The 17,679-nt window shown below is 67.0% G+C and carries 11 protein-coding genes; 3 read left to right on the forward strand and 8 right to left on the reverse strand.

The annotated features are described in order from the left end of the window. Positions 1-81: 81 nt before the first annotated feature. Genes AC5P5W_RS07685 through AC5P5W_RS07695 form a run of 3 tightly spaced genes read right to left on the reverse strand, consistent with a single transcriptional unit; the run spans position 82 to position 5,195 of the window. A complete protein-coding gene (locus tag AC5P5W_RS07685) occupies positions 82-3,255 on the reverse strand; it encodes a multidrug efflux RND transporter permease subunit (RefSeq protein WP_046431562.1) in 3,174 nt (1,057 codons plus the stop codon). A gap of 15 nt (positions 3,256-3,270) precedes the next feature. Further along, positions 3,271-4,539, reverse strand: coding sequence for an efflux RND transporter periplasmic adaptor subunit (locus AC5P5W_RS07690; protein WP_032962064.1), 1,269 nt, complete (start codon positions 4,537-4,539; stop codon positions 3,271-3,273). Then, a complete protein-coding gene (locus AC5P5W_RS07695; RefSeq protein WP_111207029.1) occupies positions 4,539-5,195 on the reverse strand; it encodes a TetR/AcrR family transcriptional regulator in 657 nt (218 codons plus the stop codon). The genes AC5P5W_RS07690 and AC5P5W_RS07695 overlap by 1 nt, the downstream gene beginning before the upstream one ends. A gap of 250 nt (positions 5,196-5,445) precedes the next feature. Here AC5P5W_RS07695 and AC5P5W_RS07700 point away from each other — a divergent pair, with 250 nt between their 5' ends. The 3 genes from AC5P5W_RS07700 to AC5P5W_RS07710 all read left to right on the forward strand — a co-directional run bounded on the left by AC5P5W_RS07700 (position 5,446) and on the right by AC5P5W_RS07710 (position 12,469). Next, positions 5,446-10,422, forward strand: coding sequence for an NAD-glutamate dehydrogenase (locus tag AC5P5W_RS07700; protein ID WP_046431556.1), 4,977 nt, complete (start codon positions 5,446-5,448; stop codon positions 10,420-10,422). 281 nt (positions 10,423-10,703) lie between these two features. After that, complete coding sequence (locus AC5P5W_RS07705; protein WP_032962058.1) at positions 10,704-11,477, forward strand: NAD kinase; 774 nt, start codon at positions 10,704-10,706, stop codon at positions 11,475-11,477. Positions 11,478-11,524: 47 nt separating this feature from the next. Further along, on the forward strand, positions 11,525-12,469 hold the full coding sequence (locus AC5P5W_RS07710) for a 5'-nucleotidase (protein ID WP_005410242.1): 945 nt from the start codon (positions 11,525-11,527) through the stop codon (positions 12,467-12,469). 42 nt (positions 12,470-12,511) lie between these two features. Here the strand turns inward: AC5P5W_RS07710 and AC5P5W_RS07715 are convergent, their stop codons facing one another. Genes AC5P5W_RS07715 through AC5P5W_RS07735 form a run of 5 tightly spaced genes read right to left on the reverse strand, consistent with a single transcriptional unit; the run spans position 12,512 to position 17,671 of the window. After that, entirely contained in the window at positions 12,512-13,159 is a 648-nt protein-coding gene (locus tag AC5P5W_RS07715) for a DUF2939 domain-containing protein (RefSeq protein ID WP_495221010.1), read from the reverse strand. Between the two features lie 42 nt (positions 13,160-13,201). Continuing rightward, complete coding sequence (locus tag AC5P5W_RS07720; protein ID WP_049408572.1) at positions 13,202-14,182, reverse strand: aldo/keto reductase; 981 nt, start codon at positions 14,180-14,182, stop codon at positions 13,202-13,204. After that, on the reverse strand, positions 14,182-14,868 hold the full coding sequence (locus AC5P5W_RS07725; RefSeq protein WP_197574783.1) for a TIGR02453 family protein: 687 nt from the start codon (positions 14,866-14,868) through the stop codon (positions 14,182-14,184). The genes AC5P5W_RS07720 and AC5P5W_RS07725 overlap by 1 nt, the downstream gene beginning before the upstream one ends. After that, positions 14,865-16,304, reverse strand: a complete 1,440-nt coding sequence (gene sbcB, locus AC5P5W_RS07730; protein WP_197574781.1) for an exodeoxyribonuclease I — start codon at positions 16,302-16,304, stop codon at positions 14,865-14,867. Before sbcB ends, AC5P5W_RS07725 begins: the two co-directional genes overlap by 4 nt. Continuing rightward, positions 16,304-17,671, reverse strand: coding sequence for an FAD-dependent oxidoreductase (locus AC5P5W_RS07735; RefSeq protein ID WP_495221012.1), 1,368 nt, complete (start codon positions 17,669-17,671; stop codon positions 16,304-16,306). The genes sbcB and AC5P5W_RS07735 overlap by 1 nt, the downstream gene beginning before the upstream one ends. Between the last annotated feature and the right edge of the window lie 8 nt (positions 17,672-17,679).

Here is a 17,679-nt window from a genome sequence, read left to right on the forward strand (position 1 = left end):
CTTGGTGGGCATGAATTCAAAGGCGGCAAGAAAAAGGCCCCGGATCGCTCCGGGGCCTTTTCGTTTCAGCGCACTGCCGGATCAACGATCCGGGCGGTGTGCAGCATCCGCGTCGCGCTGGCGTTCCATGAACTCCTTGGACGGTTCATCCAGCTTGTCGCCCAGCATGCGGCGCACGACCACGAAGAACACCGGGATCATCAGCAGGCCGAGCAGGGTGGCGAACAGCATGCCGCCGATCACGCCGGTACCGATGGCGTGGCGGGAATTGGCGCCGGCGCCGGTGGAGATCGCCATCGGGATCACGCCCATGATGAACGCGAACGAGGTCATCAGGATCGGGCGGAAGCGCAGGCGGGCCGCTTCGATGGTGGCATCGCGCAGGTTCTTGCCGGCTGCGCGCTGCTCCACCGCGAACTCCACGATCAGGATCGCGTTCTTCGCGGCCAGGCCGATCACGGTGATCAGGCCGATCTTGAAGAACAGATCGTTGGGCAGGCCGCGCAGCATCGACAGGCCCAGTGCGCCCAGCACGCCCAGCGGCACCACCAGCAGCACCGCCACCGGGATCGACCAGCTTTCATACAGGGCGGCCAGGCACAGGAACACCACCACGATGGACAGCACCAGCAGCAGCGTGGCGGCATTGCCGGCCAGGATTTCCTGGTAGGACATGCCGGACCAGTCGTAGCCGAAGCCGGCCGGCAGGTCGTCGTTGACGATGCTCTCCATGGTCTGCATCGCTTCGCCCGAGCTTGTGCCCGGGGCCTGCGAGCCGACGATGTTGATCGCCGAGTAGCCGTTGTAGCGGCTCAGCGACGGCGGTGCCGACACCCATTCGGACTTGACCACCGTGTTGAGCGGGATCATCGCGTTGGTGCCATCGGCGTTCTGGGTCAGGGTGGAGGGGCTGTAGAAGCTCTTCAGCGACTCCTGGCCGGTGCGGTACGGGCCATCGGCCTGCATGGTCACGCGCTTGATGCGGCCTTCGTAGAAGAAGTCGTTGACATAGACCGGGGCCAGCATCAGCTGGATGGTGCTGTACACGTCCGACACCGACATGCCCATCGACTGCGCCTGCACGCGGTCCACGTGCAGCTGCAGCTGCGGGGCGTTCTCCAGCCCGTTCGGACGCACGCCGACCAGGGCTTCGGGCTTCTGCGCGGCCTTGCCCAGCAGGATGTTGCGCGCCTGGGTCAGCTGTTCGTAGCCGGCACCACTGCGGTCCTGCAGCCACATGTCGAAGCCGCCGAACTGGCCGAGGCCCTGCACGGTGGGCAGGTTGACCACGAAGATCTGCGCTTCCTTGATGCCGTAGAACGCGCCGTTCATGTTCTGGATGAACTCGGGCGCGGTGAACTTGCGTTCCTCCCACGGCTTCAGGCGGATGAAGCCCATGCCCACGTTCTCGCCGGAACCGACGAAGCTGAAGCCGGCCACCTGCAGCATGCCTTCATAGCCATCCTGCTTTTCCAGGATGCCACGCATCTGCGCGAACACTTCGTTGGTCTGGCCCTTGGTCGAGCCCGGCGGCAGCTGCACGATCGCCAGCGCATAGCCCTGGTCTTCTTCCGGCAGGAAGCTGCCCGGCATGCGGGTGAACAGGAAGCCGCACAGCGCGGTCAGCACCACGAACAGGATCATCCAGCGCGGCGCATGGCGCACCGCTGAGGTGATGTGGCCCACGTAGGTGTGGCTGATCTTGTCGTAGTACTTGTTGAAGGTGCGGTAAACGATGTTCGGGTTGTCGTTGTGCGTCGGCTTGAGGAAGGTCGCGCACAGCGCCGGGGTGAAGCCCAGTGCCAGGAACGCCGAGAACGCCATCGAGATGGCGATGGTCAGAGCGAACTGCTTGTAGATCTCACCGGCGGCGCCGCCCTGCAGGGCGGACGGGATGAACACCGCCGCCAGCACGACGGTGATCGCCACCACCGCGCCGGTGATCTGGGTCATCGCCTTCTGCGTGGCCGGCTTCGGCGCCAGGCCTTCCTCGCTCATGATGCGTTCGACGTTCTCGATCACCACGATCGCATCGTCGACCACGATGCCGATCGCCAGCACCATCGCGAACAGGGTCAGCTGGTTGATCGTGAAGCCGATCATCCACATGCCCAGGAAGGTACCGAGCAGGGCGACGGGGATGACCAGGGTCGGGATCAGTGTGGCGCGGAAGTTCTGCAGGAAGATCAGCATCACCAGGAACACCAGCAGGACCGCTTCAAACAGGGTCTTGACCACTTCCTGGATCGAGATCTTGACGAAGGTGGTGCTGTCGTACGGCGAGAACCAGGTCACCCCGGACGGGAAACTGGGCTGCAGCTCGTCCATCTTGGCGCGCACCGCTTCGGCCACGTTCAGGGCGTTGGCGCCCGGCAGCAGCTGGATGGCGAAGGCGCCGGTCGGCTTGCCGTTGTACTGGGTGTCGAAGCCGTAGTTGTTGGCACCGAAGGCGACGCGGGCGATGTCCTTGAGCAGCACGCGCGAGCCATCGGCGTTGGCGCGCAGGATGATGTTCTCGAATTCCTGCGGCGAGCTGAAGCGGCCTTCGGCCGAGACCGTGGCGGTGAAGTGCTGGCCTTCCGGCGACGGGTCCGAACCCAGCGCACCGGCGGCGAACTGTACGTTCTGCGCACGTACCGCGGCCAGTACCTGGCTGGCCGACAGGCCATAGCCCTGCATCTTCTCCGGGTTCAGCCAGATGTTCATGGCGTACTCGGAACCGAACTGCTGGGTGCTGCCGACGCCGGGGATACGCGAGACCTGGTCGAGCACGCGCGAGCCGACGATGTCGTTCAGGGCGTCACGGTTGATGGTCGGGGTATCGGACTGCAGCGCCACCACCATCAGGAAGCCGGCATTGGCCTTGGCCACCACCACGCCCTGCTGGGTCACTTCCGAAGGCAGTCGTGGCGTGGCCAGCGACACCTTGTTCTGCACCTGCACCTGGGCGATGTCCGGATCGGTGCCGGTCTCGAAGGTCAGGGTGATCTGCGCGCGGCCGTTGGAGGCCGACGAGGAGCTGAAGTACAGCAGGTGATCGATACCGGTCAGCTGCTGCTCGATCACCTGGGTGACCGATTTCTCGGTGGTGTCCGCGCTGGCGCCCGGGTAGGTCGCCGAGACGGTGACCTGCGGCGGGGCGATGTTGGGATAGGACTCCACGCCCAGGTTGAGGATCGCGATCACGCCGCTGAGCGAGATCAGGATCGCAACCACCCAGGCGAAGACTGGATGTTCGATGAAAAATTTAGGCATGACGGAAGGTTCCCGTTACTGCTTGTTCGAATCGGTGGCGGCCGGCTTGGCCGCATCGGCCTGTTCCGGCTTGGCCGCGTCGGCCGGTGCCTTGCCTGCCGCCGGTGCTGCGCCCGCCGGAGCGGCGCCGCCTGCGGCAGGCTTGCCGTTGGCGTCCTGCCCCGGGGTCCACGGCTTGGCCACCGCCGGTGCACCTTCCTTGACCTTCTGCACGCCGGCCACGATCACCTTGTCACCGGCGGCCAGACCGTCGCTGACCAGCCAGTTGCCGTTCTGCGCGCCATCGGTCTTCACGTTCTTGCGCACCACCTTGCCGTCGGCACCGACCACCATCACGTAGCCGCCGGTGGTGTCACGCAGCAGCGCCTGCTGCGGCACCAGGTAGGCATTGTTGCGCTCGCCCAGGTTGGCCTGGAAGCTGACGAAGGCGCCCGGCAGCAGGATCTGCTGGGGGTTCGGCAGCAGCGCACGCAGCGACACCGCACCGGTGGCCGGGTCGACCGTGGTCGAGGAGAAGTCCAGCGTGCCCGGCTCACCATAGGTGCTGCCGTCGGCCAGCTTGACGTTGACCGTGGCCTTGCCGTCGCCGGACAGCGCCAGCGAGCCCTTGGCCTGCTGCGCGCGAAGCTGGGTCAGCTCATCCACGCTCAGCGAGAAGTTCACATACAGCGGGTCGAGCTGGTCAACGGTGGTCAGCAGGGTCACATCGCCCTGGCCGACCAGCGCGCCCTCGGTGACCTGCTGCTTGTTGGCCACGCCACTGATCGGCGCGGTCACTTCGGCGTAGCCCAGGTTGATCCGCGAAGAGGTCACTGCCGCTTCGGCCTGCTTGACGGCGGCCAGGGCGGTGCGCTCGGCCGATTCGGCGTTGTCCAGGTCGGACTTGGAGACGAACTGCTGCGGCGCCAGCGAGCGCGCGCGATCGGCGGCGACCTTGGCATTGGCGTAGGTGGCGCGGGCCGAAGCCAGCTGGGCCTCGGAGGCGTTGAGCGAGGCACGCAACGGCGCCGGGTCGATCAGGAACAGGGTCTGGCCCTGCTTGACCTGCGAGCCTTCCTGGTAAACGCGCTTGAGCAGCACGCCGGGTACGCGTGCGCGGACGTCGGCGCTGCGGAACGGCGACAGGCGGCCGACCAGCTCGCGCTGCAGCGGCAGGGTCTGCGGCTTGGCGTCGATCACGCCCACCTCCGGCGGCGGGGGCGTCTGCTGTTCCGGCTTCTTGCAGGCAGCCAGCGCGACAGCAACGGCGCACGTCAAGGCAAGGGTGCGGAGTGGGGCGGTCATCAGGAGGAACTCCGGGGTTGGTTTGTAGACGGGGCCGGCGACGGCTGTGGCGCGAACGCGCGCAGGAAGCTGTCGACGGAGAACTCTGCCCAGCGCCGACGCAGGAGCGCGTCATCACGATGGGGGGTATGGAAGCGCTGTTTGTCGAAATCCTGACCGGCGATCATGCTCAGCAGCAGTTCGGCCATGAAGTGCGGGTCGTCATGCCGGAGCTGGCCTTGCATGCAAACGGTTTCAATCCATTCAGCAAGATGAAGCGTCAGCGCGCCGGCACCGTGCCGGTACAGCGTACGCGCCTCTTCGGGAAACTGGGCTGCCTCGGCTGCAATCAGCCGGCAGGCCTGTCCTACGTGCGGTTGGTTGAAATGCTCCAGGAAGTCGGTGGCGAACTGGAGAAGGCTGGCACGCAGGTCGTCACTGCGGAGTGCACGCAGCATGGCCCCGGTGGCGTGGCCGACGTGGCGCTGCATCACCCGGCGCAGCAGTTCCTGCTTGCTGCCGTAGCGCGAGTACAGGGTCTGCTTGGAGCAGCCGGCATGCTGGGCCACCGCGTCCATGCTCATCTGCATGCCCTGCTCGGCCAGCAGTCTGCGCACAGCATCGAACACGCGCTCATCGCGCGCGTCGAGGGCAACGGGGAGGTAGGCCGGGTTCACGCGGTGGACTATACCGTCCAGTTCAGGATTGTGGAATCGAATCGGCGTCGCCGCGTGTGTCTTCCGGTAACACGCTTTGCCGATCCTGTCGGCAGTGCTGAAGCAGGCGCCAGCTCCATACCGGAGCGAACTGAATAGGCGTCTAAACCGCAGCAAACCCGAATCTGCTTATTCCGTCCTGCAGCAAGGCCTTTTCGTGCGGTAGGGCTACAATTTCATTTTCCCAACTGAGCAAGCGCATCGCTCTGCCATGAAACCGCAAAAAACCGCAGCCAAGACCGTGAAAAACAAGACGAAACCAGCAGAGTCGGAGGTCGCAGTGACCGCTGGTTTCTCCCTGGAGCCGGTGTACACGGCCTTGCGCAAGCGCTACCCCGCGGCCGCACAGGCCGAAGCGGTGGCCTTCGCCACTGACTTCTACAAGCGCATGGAATCGGACGAGTTCCCGCACCACAGCGCTGAAGAGTGGGCCGCGCTCGCGGCTGAGACGCTGGAATTCGCCCGTGCCCGCAAGGCCGGCAAGGCCAACGTCCGCGTGTTCAATCCGACTGCGAAGGCCAACGGTTGGGAATCGCCGCACACCGTGCTGCAGATCGTCAACGACGACATGCCGTTCCTGGTCGATACCGTCACCATGTCGCTGGCCGAGCAGGGCGTGGGTGTCCACGTGCTGGGCCACCCGGTGCTGCGCTTCACCCGCGACAAGGCCGGCAAGCTGGTCAAGGTCGGCGAGGGCGATGCCGAGTCGGTGATGCTGCTGGAGATCGACCGCCAGCCGGCCGACGCCATGGCTGCCATCGAACAGGCCATCAACAAGGCGCTGGACGAAGTGCGTGCGATCGTGCGCGACTGGCAGCCGATGAAGGACAAGGCGCTGGCGCTGGCCGACGACCTCGGCAGCCGCCAGCTGCCGGTCGACGACGCATCGCGCAAGGAAGCACAGGAGTTCCTGCGCTGGGCCGCCGACAACCACTTCACCTTCTTCGGCTACCGCGAATACCGCGTCGAGAAGCAGGGCAAGGAAGAGGTGCTGGCGCCGCTGAACGACACCGGCCTGGGCCTGATGCGCGGCAAGGACAAGTCCGCCGCCCGTCCGGTCAAGACCCTGGCCGCGCAGGGCCTGAACACCACGTCCGGTCTGAAGGATGCGCTGATCCTGACCAAGACCAATGCCCGTTCGCGCGTGCATCGCGCTGGCTACATGGATTACATCGGCGTGCTGGAATTCGACGCCAAGGGCAAGATCATCGGCGAGCAGCGCTTCCTCGGCCTGTTCACCTCCAGCGCCTACAACCGCCGCCCGTGGGAAATCCCGCTGGTGCGCCAGCGCCACGAGCACGTGATGAAGCAGTCGGGCCTGGCCCCGGCCAGCCACAGTGGCAAGGCCCTGCGCCACATCCTGGAAACCCTGCCGCGCGAAGAACTGTTCCAGTCCAGCGAGGACGAACTGTTCCGCACCGCGATGGGCGTGCTGGGCCTGCAGGAGCGCGTGCGCAGCCGCCTGTTCCTGCGCCGCGACAAGTACAGCCGTTTCATCTCCGCGCTGGTCTACCTGCCGCGTGAGCGCTTCAACACCGACGTGCGCCTGCGCATCGAAGCGATGCTGAAGGACGCGCTGCACGGCGAGTACGTCGACAGCTCGGTGGTGCTGGGCGAATCGCCGCTGGCCCAGGTGCACCTGATCGTGCGCCCGAAGCCGGGTGAGATGCTCGACGTCGATACCGCCGAACTGGAGCAGAAGCTGGCCCAGGTGCTGCGCAACTGGCAGGACGACCTGCGCGAAGCGCTGGTGGCCCGCCACGGCGAGACCGAAGGCCTGCGCATCGCCGCTCGTATCGGCAAGGCGCTGCCGGCCGGCTACATCGAAGACAACAGCACCGCGGTTGCCGCCAACGATGTCAGCCAGCTCGACGCCCTGACCGGCCCGGACGACCTGCGCCTGAGCCTGCAGGCCGTGCCGCGCGAAAGCGGTGATGGCCTGCGCCTGAAGCTGTATCGCCAGCTGGACGACATTCCGCTGTCGGACGCGCTGCCGATGATGGAAAACATGGGCCTGCGCGTGATCGCCGAGCGTCCGTACCGCCTGTCGGTCGACAACGCCCCGGTGTACGTGCAGGACTTCGAGGTCGAGTCGACCGCCGGCGCGATCGATGCCGCCAGTGTCGATGAAGCCTTCGGCGAGACCTTCGCCCGCGTCTGGCACGGCGATGCCGAGAACGACGGCTTCAACCGCTTGGTGCTGGCTGCCGGCCTGCACTGGCGCCAGGTCGCCATGCTGCGCGGCTACTGCAAGTACCTGCTGCAGACCGGCGTGCCGTTCTCCCAGGCCTACGTGGAAGGCACCTTCGCGCGCTACCCGCTGCTGGCCCGCCTGCTGGTCGAGCTGTTCGAGGCCCGCTTCGATCCGGCCACCGGCCACGAAAGCAAGGACGACATCGCCGCCGGCCAGGCCCAGCTGAAGGCCCACTTCGACGTGCTGGCTGCCGGTGACGATGCCACCCTGAAGGTGCTCAAGACCGTGGTCGACGCCCGCAAGGGTGACCGCGACGCGCAGATGCAGGCCGCGCGCGATGCGCTGCTGAAGCTGATGGACCGCGTGTCCAGCCTGGACGAGGACCGCATCCTGCGCTCGTTCATGGGCGTGATCGACGCGACCCTGCGTACCAGCTACTACCAGACCGATGCCAACGGCCAGCACGGCCATGTCATCAGCTTCAAGTTCGATTCGGCGCTGGTGCCGGACCTGCCGAAGCCGCGCCCGTACCGCGAGATCTTCGTCTACGGCCCGCGCGTGGAAGGTACCCACCTGCGCTTCGGCGCGGTCGCCCGTGGTGGCCTGCGCTGGTCGGACCGTCGCGAAGACTTCCGTACCGAAGTGCTGGGCCTGGTCAAGGCACAGATGGTCAAGAACACCGTCATCGTGCCGGTCGGCGCGAAGGGCGGCTTCTTCGCCAAGACCCCGCCGGTGAACGGCGACCGTGATGCGATCTTCGCCAACGGCGTGGCCTGCTACAAGCTGTTCATCCAGGGCCTGCTGGACATCACCGACAACATCGTCAACAACAAGATCGTGCCGCCGGTGGATGTCGTGCGCCACGACATGGACGATCCGTACCTGGTGGTGGCCGCCGACAAGGGCACTGCGACGTTCTCCGACATCGCCAACGGCCTGGCCATCGCGCACGGCTTCTGGATGGGCGATGCGTTCGCCTCCGGTGGTTCGGTCGGTTACGACCACAAGGGCATGGGCATCACCGCACGCGGTGCGTGGGAGTCGGTCAAGCGCCACTTCCGTGCGCTGGGCCGTGACAGCCAGAGCCAGGACTTCACCGCGGTCGGCGTCGGCGACATGTCCGGCGACGTGTTCGGCAACGGCATGCTGCTGTCGCGCCACATCCGCCTGGTGGCTGCGTTCGATCACCGCCACATCTTCCTGGACCCGAACCCGGACGCGGCCACCACGTTCGTCGAACGTGAGCGCCTGTTCACCGTGCCGCGTTCGAGCTGGGCGGACTACGATGCCAAGCTGATCAGCAAGGGCGGCGGCGTGTACCCGCGCAGCCTGAAGTCGATCGAGATCACCCCGCAGGTGCGTGAAGCGCTGGGCCTGGACGAGAACGTCAAGGCGCTGTCGCCGAACGAGCTGATGAGCGCGATCCTGAAGGCACCGGTCGACCTGCTGTGGAACGGCGGCATCGGTACCTACGTCAAGGCCGCCAGCGAGCAGCACAGCGATGTCGGCGACCGTGCCAACAACGCGCTGCGCGTGAACGGTGGCGAGCTGCGCTGCAAGGTGGTGGGCGAGGGCGGCAACCTGGGCATGACCCAGCTGGGCCGCATCGAAGCCGCGCAGGCCGGCGTGCTGCTCAACACCGACTTCATCGACAACTCGGCCGGTGTCGACACCTCCGACCATGAAGTCAACATCAAGATCCTGCTCAACGATGTGGTGCGGGCCAAGAAGCTGACCGTCGAGCAGCGCAACAAGCTGCTGGCCTCGATGACCGATGAAGTCGCCGAGCTGGTGCTCAACGACAACTACCGCCAGAACCAGGCGCTGAGCCTGATGGAGCGGATGGCGGTCAAGCGCCTGGGTTCCAAGCAGCACTTCATCCGTACCCTGGAACAGCAGGGCCTGCTTGATCGCCAGATCGAGTTCCTGCCGTCCGATGCCGAGCTGTCGCAGCGCAAGGCGCGCGGCCAGGGCCTGACCCGTCCGGAACTGTCGGTGCTGCTGTCCTACTCCAAGCTGGTGGCATTCGCCCAGCTGCTGGATTCGGACATCCCGGAAGATCCGTACCTGTCCAAGGAACTGCAGCGCTACTTCCCGACCCCGCTGCAGAAGAAGTATGCCGACGCAATGGAGCGTCACCGCCTGAAGCGCGAAATCATCGCCACGGCCGTGACCAACCAGACCATCAACCGCATGGGCGCCACCTTCCTGATGCGCATGCAGGAAGACACCGGCCGTTCCATCGCCGAGGTTGCCAAGGCCTACACCATCAGCCGTGAAACGCTGGATGCACGCGCGCTGTGGGCACAGATCGATGCCCTCGACGGCAAGGTGCCGGAGTCGGTGCAGATCGACGCCCTGGAAGTGATCTGGAAGCTGCAGCGCTCGTTCGTGCGCTGGCTGCTGTCGCGCCCCGGCGCGATGCCCGGCATCACCGAAGCGGTCAACCGCTACCAGGGCCCGTTCAACGACATCCGCGTTGCCTCGGGTGTGCTGCCGGATTCGCAGCGTCCGACCTACGAAGCCCTGGTGGCCGAGTGGAAGGAAAAGGGCCTGCCGTCCGCGCTGGCGCAGCAGCTGGCCGAACTGCACTTCCTGGAGCCGGCGTTCGACATCATCGAACTGGCCCGTACCCGCAAGCTGAAGCCGGTGGACGTGTCCAAGGTCCACTTCCGCCTGGGCGATGCCCTGCAGCTGCCGTGGCTGTTCGAGCAGGTCGATGCGCTGGAGGTCAATGGCCGTTGGCACGCGGTGGCACGTGGCGTGCTGCGTGACGAGCTGGCCGCCAACCACCGCAATCTGGCGGGCCAGGTGCTGGGTACCAAGGGCAGCAGTGCCGAAGCAAAGGTGGCGGCCTGGATGGGTCGCGACGACAGCAGCCTGCGCTTCACCCTGGCGATGCTGGCCGAACTGGCCGAGCAGAAGACCCTGGACTACCCGACCGTTTCGGTCGCGGTGCAGCGCCTGGGTCAGCTGGCCGCGCATGGTGCGTAAGCGCATTCGCGCTGACGCCCCACGGTTTGCCCTGCAAACCGTGGGCCCCATGCCAACCATGCTCCCAGCCCCCCGCGCCGTTGGCGCGCCCCCCTGACTCAGGGGGGCTCCTGATCTGCAGCAGTTGGAGGAACGGCCCCGCGAAAGCGGGGCCGTTCTGCATTGCCGGGTAGTGCCGGCCGCTGGCCGGCAACCGCATGGACCACAATCGGGTGCAGCTGCCGGCCAGCGGCCGGCACTACCGGGTATGCTCTTGCTGGCACACCCACCCGGATCCACCGATGAGCGACACCCCCCGCATCGCTTTCCTGGCCAGCGCCACCGAACCTGCACAGATGGCCCGCGCCGCGATGGTCTCGCGTTATGGCGATCACGCGCCGGAGCAGGCCGACGTGCTGTGTCCGCTGGGGGGCGACGGCTTCATGCTGCAGACCCTGCATCGGCATGGGCACCTGGGCAAGCCGGTGTTCGGCATGAAGCTGGGCACCGTCGGCTTCCTGATGAACCAGTACCGCGGCGACGACGACGTGCAGGCCCGCATTGCGCGTGCCGAACCGGCCAACCTGCGCCCGCTGGAAATGGTGGCGCTGACCGAGTCGGGCACCAGTACCGGTTCGCTGGCCTACAACGATGTCTCGCTGCTGCGCCAGACCCGGCAGGCCGCGCATATCGGCATCGACCTCAACGGCCAGGAACGCGTGGCCGAGCTGATCGGTGACGGCGTGCTGGTGGCCACCCCGGCGGGCAGCACCGCCTACAACTATTCCGCGCATGGCCCGGTATTGCCGCTGGGCTCGCACACCATCGCGCTGACGCCGTTGGCCCCGTACCGGCCGCGTCGCTGGCGCGGGGCGATCCTCAAGGCCGATACCGAGGTGCGCTTCCGCGTGCTCGATCCGTACAAGCGCCCGGTCAGCGTCACGGCGGATTCGCACGAGACCCGCGACGTGGTCGAGGTGACCATCCGCGAGTCGAAGGACCGCCGCGTGACCCTGCTGTTCGACCCGGAGCACAACCTGGAAGACAGGATCCTGAGCGAACAGTTCGTTTTTTGAGGACAATGGGCGGCCGGCCCCGCCGACCGCTTGAAGGACCCCCACCGATGGGCGACAACTCCCCCCGTTTGCTGACCGTCGCGGTGACCTCGCGCGCGCTGTTCGACCTCGAGGAAAGCCATGCGCTGTTCGAAAGTGATGGCGTGGCGGCCTACGCCGAATTCCAGCGCCAGCACGAGGACGATATCCTCGGCCCCGGCGTGGCCTTCCCGGTGGTGCGCAAGCTGCTGGCGCTGAACCAGGGCGCCAGCCCGGAGAACCCGCGGGTCGAGGTGATCCTGCTGTCGCGCAACTCGGCCGATACCGGCCTGCGCATCTTCAATTCGATCCAGCACTATGGGCTGGGCATCATCCGCGCGACCTTCACCGCCGGCGAGCCGACCTGGCCGTACGTGAAGCCGTTCGGTACCGACCTGTTCCTGTCGGCCAACCCCGAATCGGTGCGCAGCGCGCTGCGTCATGGCATCGCGGCGGCAACCATCCTGCCCAAGCCGCCGGGCGAGACCGCTGCGGCAGCCGCCGACCAGATCGATACTGGTCGCCCGGCCGGCCAGCTGCGCATCGCCTTCGATGGTGACGCGGTGATCTTCGGTGACGAGAGCGAGCGCATCTCGCGCGAGCAGGGCGTGGAAGCGTTTGGCCGCCACGAGCGCGAGCGCGCCCGCGAGCCGCTCAGCGGCGGTCCCTTCCGTGGCTTCCTGTCGGCCCTGCATACGCTGCAGGAAGTGTTCCCGGCCGGCGAGAGCGCGCCGATCCGTACCGCGCTCGTGACCGCGCGTTCGGCACCGGCGCATGAGCGGGTGATCCGCACCCTGCGCGAGTGGGGCGTGCGCCTGGACGAGGCACTGTTCCTGGGCGGCCGTCACAAGGGCCCGTTCCTGCAGGCCTTCGGTGCCGACATCTTCTTCGACGATTCGCAGCACAACATCGACAGCGCCCGCGAGCATGTGGCCGCCGGCCACGTGCCGCACGGCGTCGCCAACGAGGGGTAGGGCGGACTCGACCGGTACGTGCCAACCGTTGGTTTGCACTGCCTAGGACCCATGCCCACCAAGGTGGGCATCTACCAGAGCCACATGCCCCGGTAGTTGCCAACCTTGGTTGGCGCTGCCGTCAGGCCACGGGTCCGATGAAGGGCTGCCCGACATTCCCAGCTGCAGGTCCACCACCTTCCAGCGCAGGCCCTGCGGCTCCAGCACCACCTTCAACGGTGGCTGGCCGGGGCCGCGATCGACGTCGATCACGAATCGGTCCAGTGCCTCGAAATGATGCTCGGCATGCTTCAGCGGCCGCGCCGGTTCGGTCGCACCGAAGGCATCGCCGCCCTGCAGTTCATTGCGGCCACGCTTCCACAGCACGTGGCCCTGCAGCATCGCGCCGATCCCGGTCGGGGTCACCATGGTCTCCACTGCGGCACCGCCAAGCTGGTCGCCCAGCCCATAGAGCAGGGCGCCGAACGGGCTGGATGCCATGTCGGGGCCGGCCTGGCGCACCAGGTAGTCGTTGAGCTGCGCACGCAGGCTGCTGCGCACGCGCGGGAAGTCGACGTAACGCTCCAGGCGGGCGGTGTCGCGCTGCTCGATGGCCTTGGACAGGCCATTGATGGTCATGTAGGGGCCGCCGAACCACCAGGCCGCGACGGCCAGGACCAGCAGCACAATGAGTGCGGTGAGTTTCTTCATGCCGACCAGACTGCCGCAATGGCGGCAGTGCCGGGTGAAGACTCAATGACTGGGCGAGCCACGGCCGTCACCGAAGGCATCGACCAGCTGTTGCCGTTCGGCCGGGGTCAGCGCTTCCAGCCGCGTCGCCAGCACCTCGTCGAGGCTGCGGGTGCGGGTGGTGCCAAGGATGCCGCTGGCCACGCCGGGATGGCCCAGCGCATAGGCGAAGGCGGTCTGGGCCGGGCGTTGGCTGCGGATCGCGGCCACTGCCCGGCGCATCTGGCGGGCACTGCGCATCAGCTGGCGGCTGCTGGGCTTCAGCCAGGCGCGCGCCAGGTACCAGCCATCGGCCAGCCGTGGCAGGCGCGGGCGCGCGGGCAGCAGGTGGCCCTGCGCCAGCACGGTCCCGGCCAGCACGCCGATGCCCACCGCCTGCAACTGGTCGATCAGCGGTTCGCGGTCCTGCTGCAGGGCGTTGTAGTCCAGCAGCACCACATCGAAGGCGTCGGGATGGGCGATCATCCAGCGCAGGGTCGAGGCCGAGTGGGTGTTGATGCCGGTGTGCCGGATCAACCCGCGTTCGCGCAGGCGCTGCAGCGCCGCCAGCAGGTCGTCGTTGATGTCGTGCTCGCTGGCGCCATGCAACTGGTAGATGTCCAGGTGATCCAGGCCGAGATTGCGCAGCGAAGCCTCGCAGCTGGCGGTGATGGCTGCCGGCGAGAAGTTGCGTTGCTCGGCGCCGCTGACGCCGGCCTGGCCGGTCAGCGTGCCGCCCTTGCTGGAAATCACCAGTGCGTCGCGCGGGTATTGTTTCAGCAACGGGCGCAGGATGCGGCCCAGCCGCGGCTCGGCGTGGAAACCGGAGTAGTTGTGGCCGGTGTCCAACAGGTTCACGCCCTGTGCCAGTGCATGCTCGACCACGTTCGCGGCCGATTGTTCCGGGAATCGGCGATGCCCCCAGAAGCCGGAACAGCCCAGGCCCACCGGCGAAACCGCCAGGCCGGTGCGGCCCAGCGTGCGGCGTTGCTGTGCCAATGGCATCAGAATTCCAGGTCCAGCGCCGCGCACAGGTAGTCGACGAACGGGCCGAGCGCGGCCAGATCCTTGCCCAGCGTGGACAGCAGGCGCGGACCGGTCATGGTGGCGTCGTCCAGCGAGCGCCACATCACCCAGTTGCGGTGCTTGAGGTCGTCGATGAACTCGAAGTCGGCGGGGAAGCCACGCGGCGGACGCACCAGCTTTTCGCTCTCCTCGAAATCGAAGCGCTTGCGCAGGCCCGGTGCGTGCGCGGCGGCCTTCCAGCTGCCCGGGTTGTCGAGGATGAAGTGGCGCACGCGGCGCTGGGTTTCCGGTTCCGGATGCCACAGGCCGGCACCGACGAAGCTCTCGCCCGGCTGCAGGTGCACGTAGAACGAAGGCGCGGCTACTTCACGGCGGCGCTCATGGAACAGGCGTGCGCCCTGCCAGGTCTTGTACGGTGACTTGTCGTTGGAGAAGCGCGCGTCGCGGTGGATGCGGAACAGCGAGCCGCCGACGCCGCGCGTATCGGCGCGGAAATGGTCGCTGACCTCGGCCAGTGCCGGCTGCAGGTCGCCCAGCAGGCGCAGGAACGGCTGCCGTACGTGGTCTTCATACTGCTGGCGGTGGTCGTTGAACCAGGCCTTGTCGTTGTGCCGCGCCAGGCTGCGCAGGAACCTGAAACTGGCGTCCGAGAAGTAGGCGCTCACAGTGTCTCCTGCAGGTGCTGGCCCCAGTCGCGCAGCGATTGCAGCAGGGCCTGGCGCCGCGCATCGTCGGGCGCTTCGGCGGCCAGTGCATCGAGCTGCTGCTGGTACTGGGGCAGGTTGAGTTCGCCCAGCCCGCCGTCGCCGAGCAGGCGCTGGCGGCGGTAATCCTGCCAGCGCTGGCGTTCCGCCGGCGCGAGGCTGCCGGGATGGTTGCGCGCGCGGTAGCGGAACAGCAGCTCCGGCAGGCGCGGGTCGCGGAAACGGCCTTCCAGCGCGGCCAGCTGCTCGGGCGCGGTGGTGCGTGCCAGCGCAAGCAGCGGTTTGTCGCCGTTGCCGAGGAAACCGTCGTACAGCGAGGCATCGACGTCGGCCACGGTGGCGACGCGGGGCTGGTTGTAGACCTGGCGCGCCTTCTCGGCCAGCTGCGGGGCGAACGCGCGCAGCCGTTCCACTTTGGCCTCGATCGCGGCCACGTCCAGGCCGAGGCGCGCGTGGTCATCGGCGCGCAGGTGGTTCCAGGCGATCAGCGCTGGCACCTTGTTCAGATGCACTTCCTTCAGCGGCACCCGCGCCACGCCTTCGGGCAGCTCGCTGGCGCGCAGGTAAAGGCGCTGTGCGATCACCTCCGCCGGCAGTTCCAGCAGGTCGTCGATCTCGCCTTCCAGGTCGAACACGATCACCCGGTTGTTGATGGTGGGGTGCACGGCCAGCGGCAGTACTGGCGCCGCGCACAGGCGACTGGCCGGGTAGCGCATGGAAATGTGCAGTACCGGCTTCATCGCGGCCACGTCCAGCAGGCCGCCGACGAAGCGCTTGTCACGCAGCTTCAGCGCGTACTCCCACAGGCGCGGCTGCGACTGCTTGAACAGGCGTGCCATGCCGATGGTGGCACGTACGTCGGACAGCGCTTCGTGCGCATCGCCCTCGCGCACGTTGTTGGCCTCGGCCAGGTGCTCAAGCTTGAACGAGGTGGCGCCGTCCTCGCGCAGCGGCCACTGGATGCCGTCCGGGCGCATCGCGCGCATCAGGCGCAGCATGTCCAGCAGGTCCCAGCGCGAATTGCCGTTGCGCCACTCGCGCTCGTACGGGTCGTGGAAATTGCGGAACAGCCCGTAGCGGACGAATTCATCGTCGAAGCGCAGCGTGTTGTAGCCCAGCGCACAGGTGCCGGGGCGCGACAGCTGTTCGTTGATGCGGTCGAAGGCCTCGGCCTCGCTGATGCCCTCGGCCAGGGCCTGCTGCGGGGTGATGCCGGTAACCAGGGTCGCCATCGGTGAGGGCAGCAGGTCATCGGCCGGGCGCACGAAGAAGCTGACCGGCGTATCGATCTCGTTGAGGTCGGCATCGGTACGGATCGCGGCGTACTGCGATATGCGCGTGCGCCGCGGGTCCTGGCCGAAGGTTTCCAGGTCGTAGAACAGGAAGCTGTCGGCCATCAGTGCGCGCCCTCCAGGACCGGCAGCTGCGCGTGGATCTGCGCTTCCAGCGCGGCCCAGTCGATGTTGTCCAGTGAATCGTGACCGGTGGTGGCGGCCACCAGCATGTCGCGTTGCAGTTCGGTGCGGCGCAGCGCCTCGGCGTAAGGTGTGTGCAGGAAGGTGACCATCGTGTAGTGCGGCACGAAGCGGGTCGGCCAGCGCCGCTGCAGTTCCTGCTCCAGTTCGCGCTGCAGCAGGAACGCAGGATCGGCGACACGGTCGCGCATCTCCAGGTAGTTCTCCAGCGCCATCTGCTGGATGGCACGTGCATTCGGCTTGCGCTCGGCTTCGAACGCGGCGAACGCGCCTTCCAGGTCATCCGCTTCCATCAGGTGGCGGGCCAGCGCAACGCAGTCCTCGAACGCGCAGTTCATGCCCTGGCCGTGGAACGGCACCATCGCATGCGCGGCATCGCCGATCAGTACGGCGCGACCGTGCTGGTGCCAGCGCTCCAGGGTGAGCGTGCCGAGCAGCCCCGGCGGGTGCTGTTCCCAGTCCGCGCGCAGGTTCGGGATCAACGGCAGGGTGTCGGCGAACTCCCGCGCGAACAGCGCCTCGGCCTGCGCGCCGGTGTTGACCGTGGCGAAGCTGGGATCGCCCTGGTTGGGCAGGAACAGGGTGACGGTGAAGGTGCCTTCGTGGTTGGGCAGGGCGATGCACATGTAATGGCCGCGTGGCCAGATGTGCAGCGCATTGCGCTCGATGCGGAAGCCGCCGTCGGCGGCCGGAGGGATCTCCAGCTCCTTGTAGGAGTGGTCGAGGAAGGCGATGTCCTCGCCCAGCGGGGCACGGCGGTTCATCGCTGCGCGCAGGGCCGAACCGGCGCCGTCGGCACCGATCAGGGTGTCGAAGCGGATGTCGTGCGGGCTGTCGTCGCGGTCATCGATGAAACGCGCGTAACCGGCGTCGAAATCAACGGTGTGCAGGCGCCGATGGAAGTGCACGGTGGCGCCGGCCTGCTCGGCCAGTTCCAGCAACGTGGTGTTCAGATCGCTGCGGTGGATCGACCAGATCACTTCGCTGTCATCACGGCCATAGCGCTGCAGCTGCGGTTCGCCGTCGCGGGGGTGCACCATGCGGCCGCGCATCATCACCGCGCGTGCCATCACTTCGTCCTCCACACCCGCCTGGCGCAGCGCATTGCGCCCACGCTCGGCCAATGCCAGGTTGATCGAGCGGCCACTCTCGTAATCAGCCACGCGCGGATCACCGCGGCGTTCGTACAGGGTGATGCGCCAGCCTTGCCGCGACAGCAGGATGGCCAGCAGGGACCCGGCCAGGCCGGCACCGATAATGCTCAACGAGCGGGAAGCATGTGCGATCAACGAACTGT

It is taken from the genome of Stenotrophomonas sp. YJH_SMC_123 (assembly GCF_059368215.1).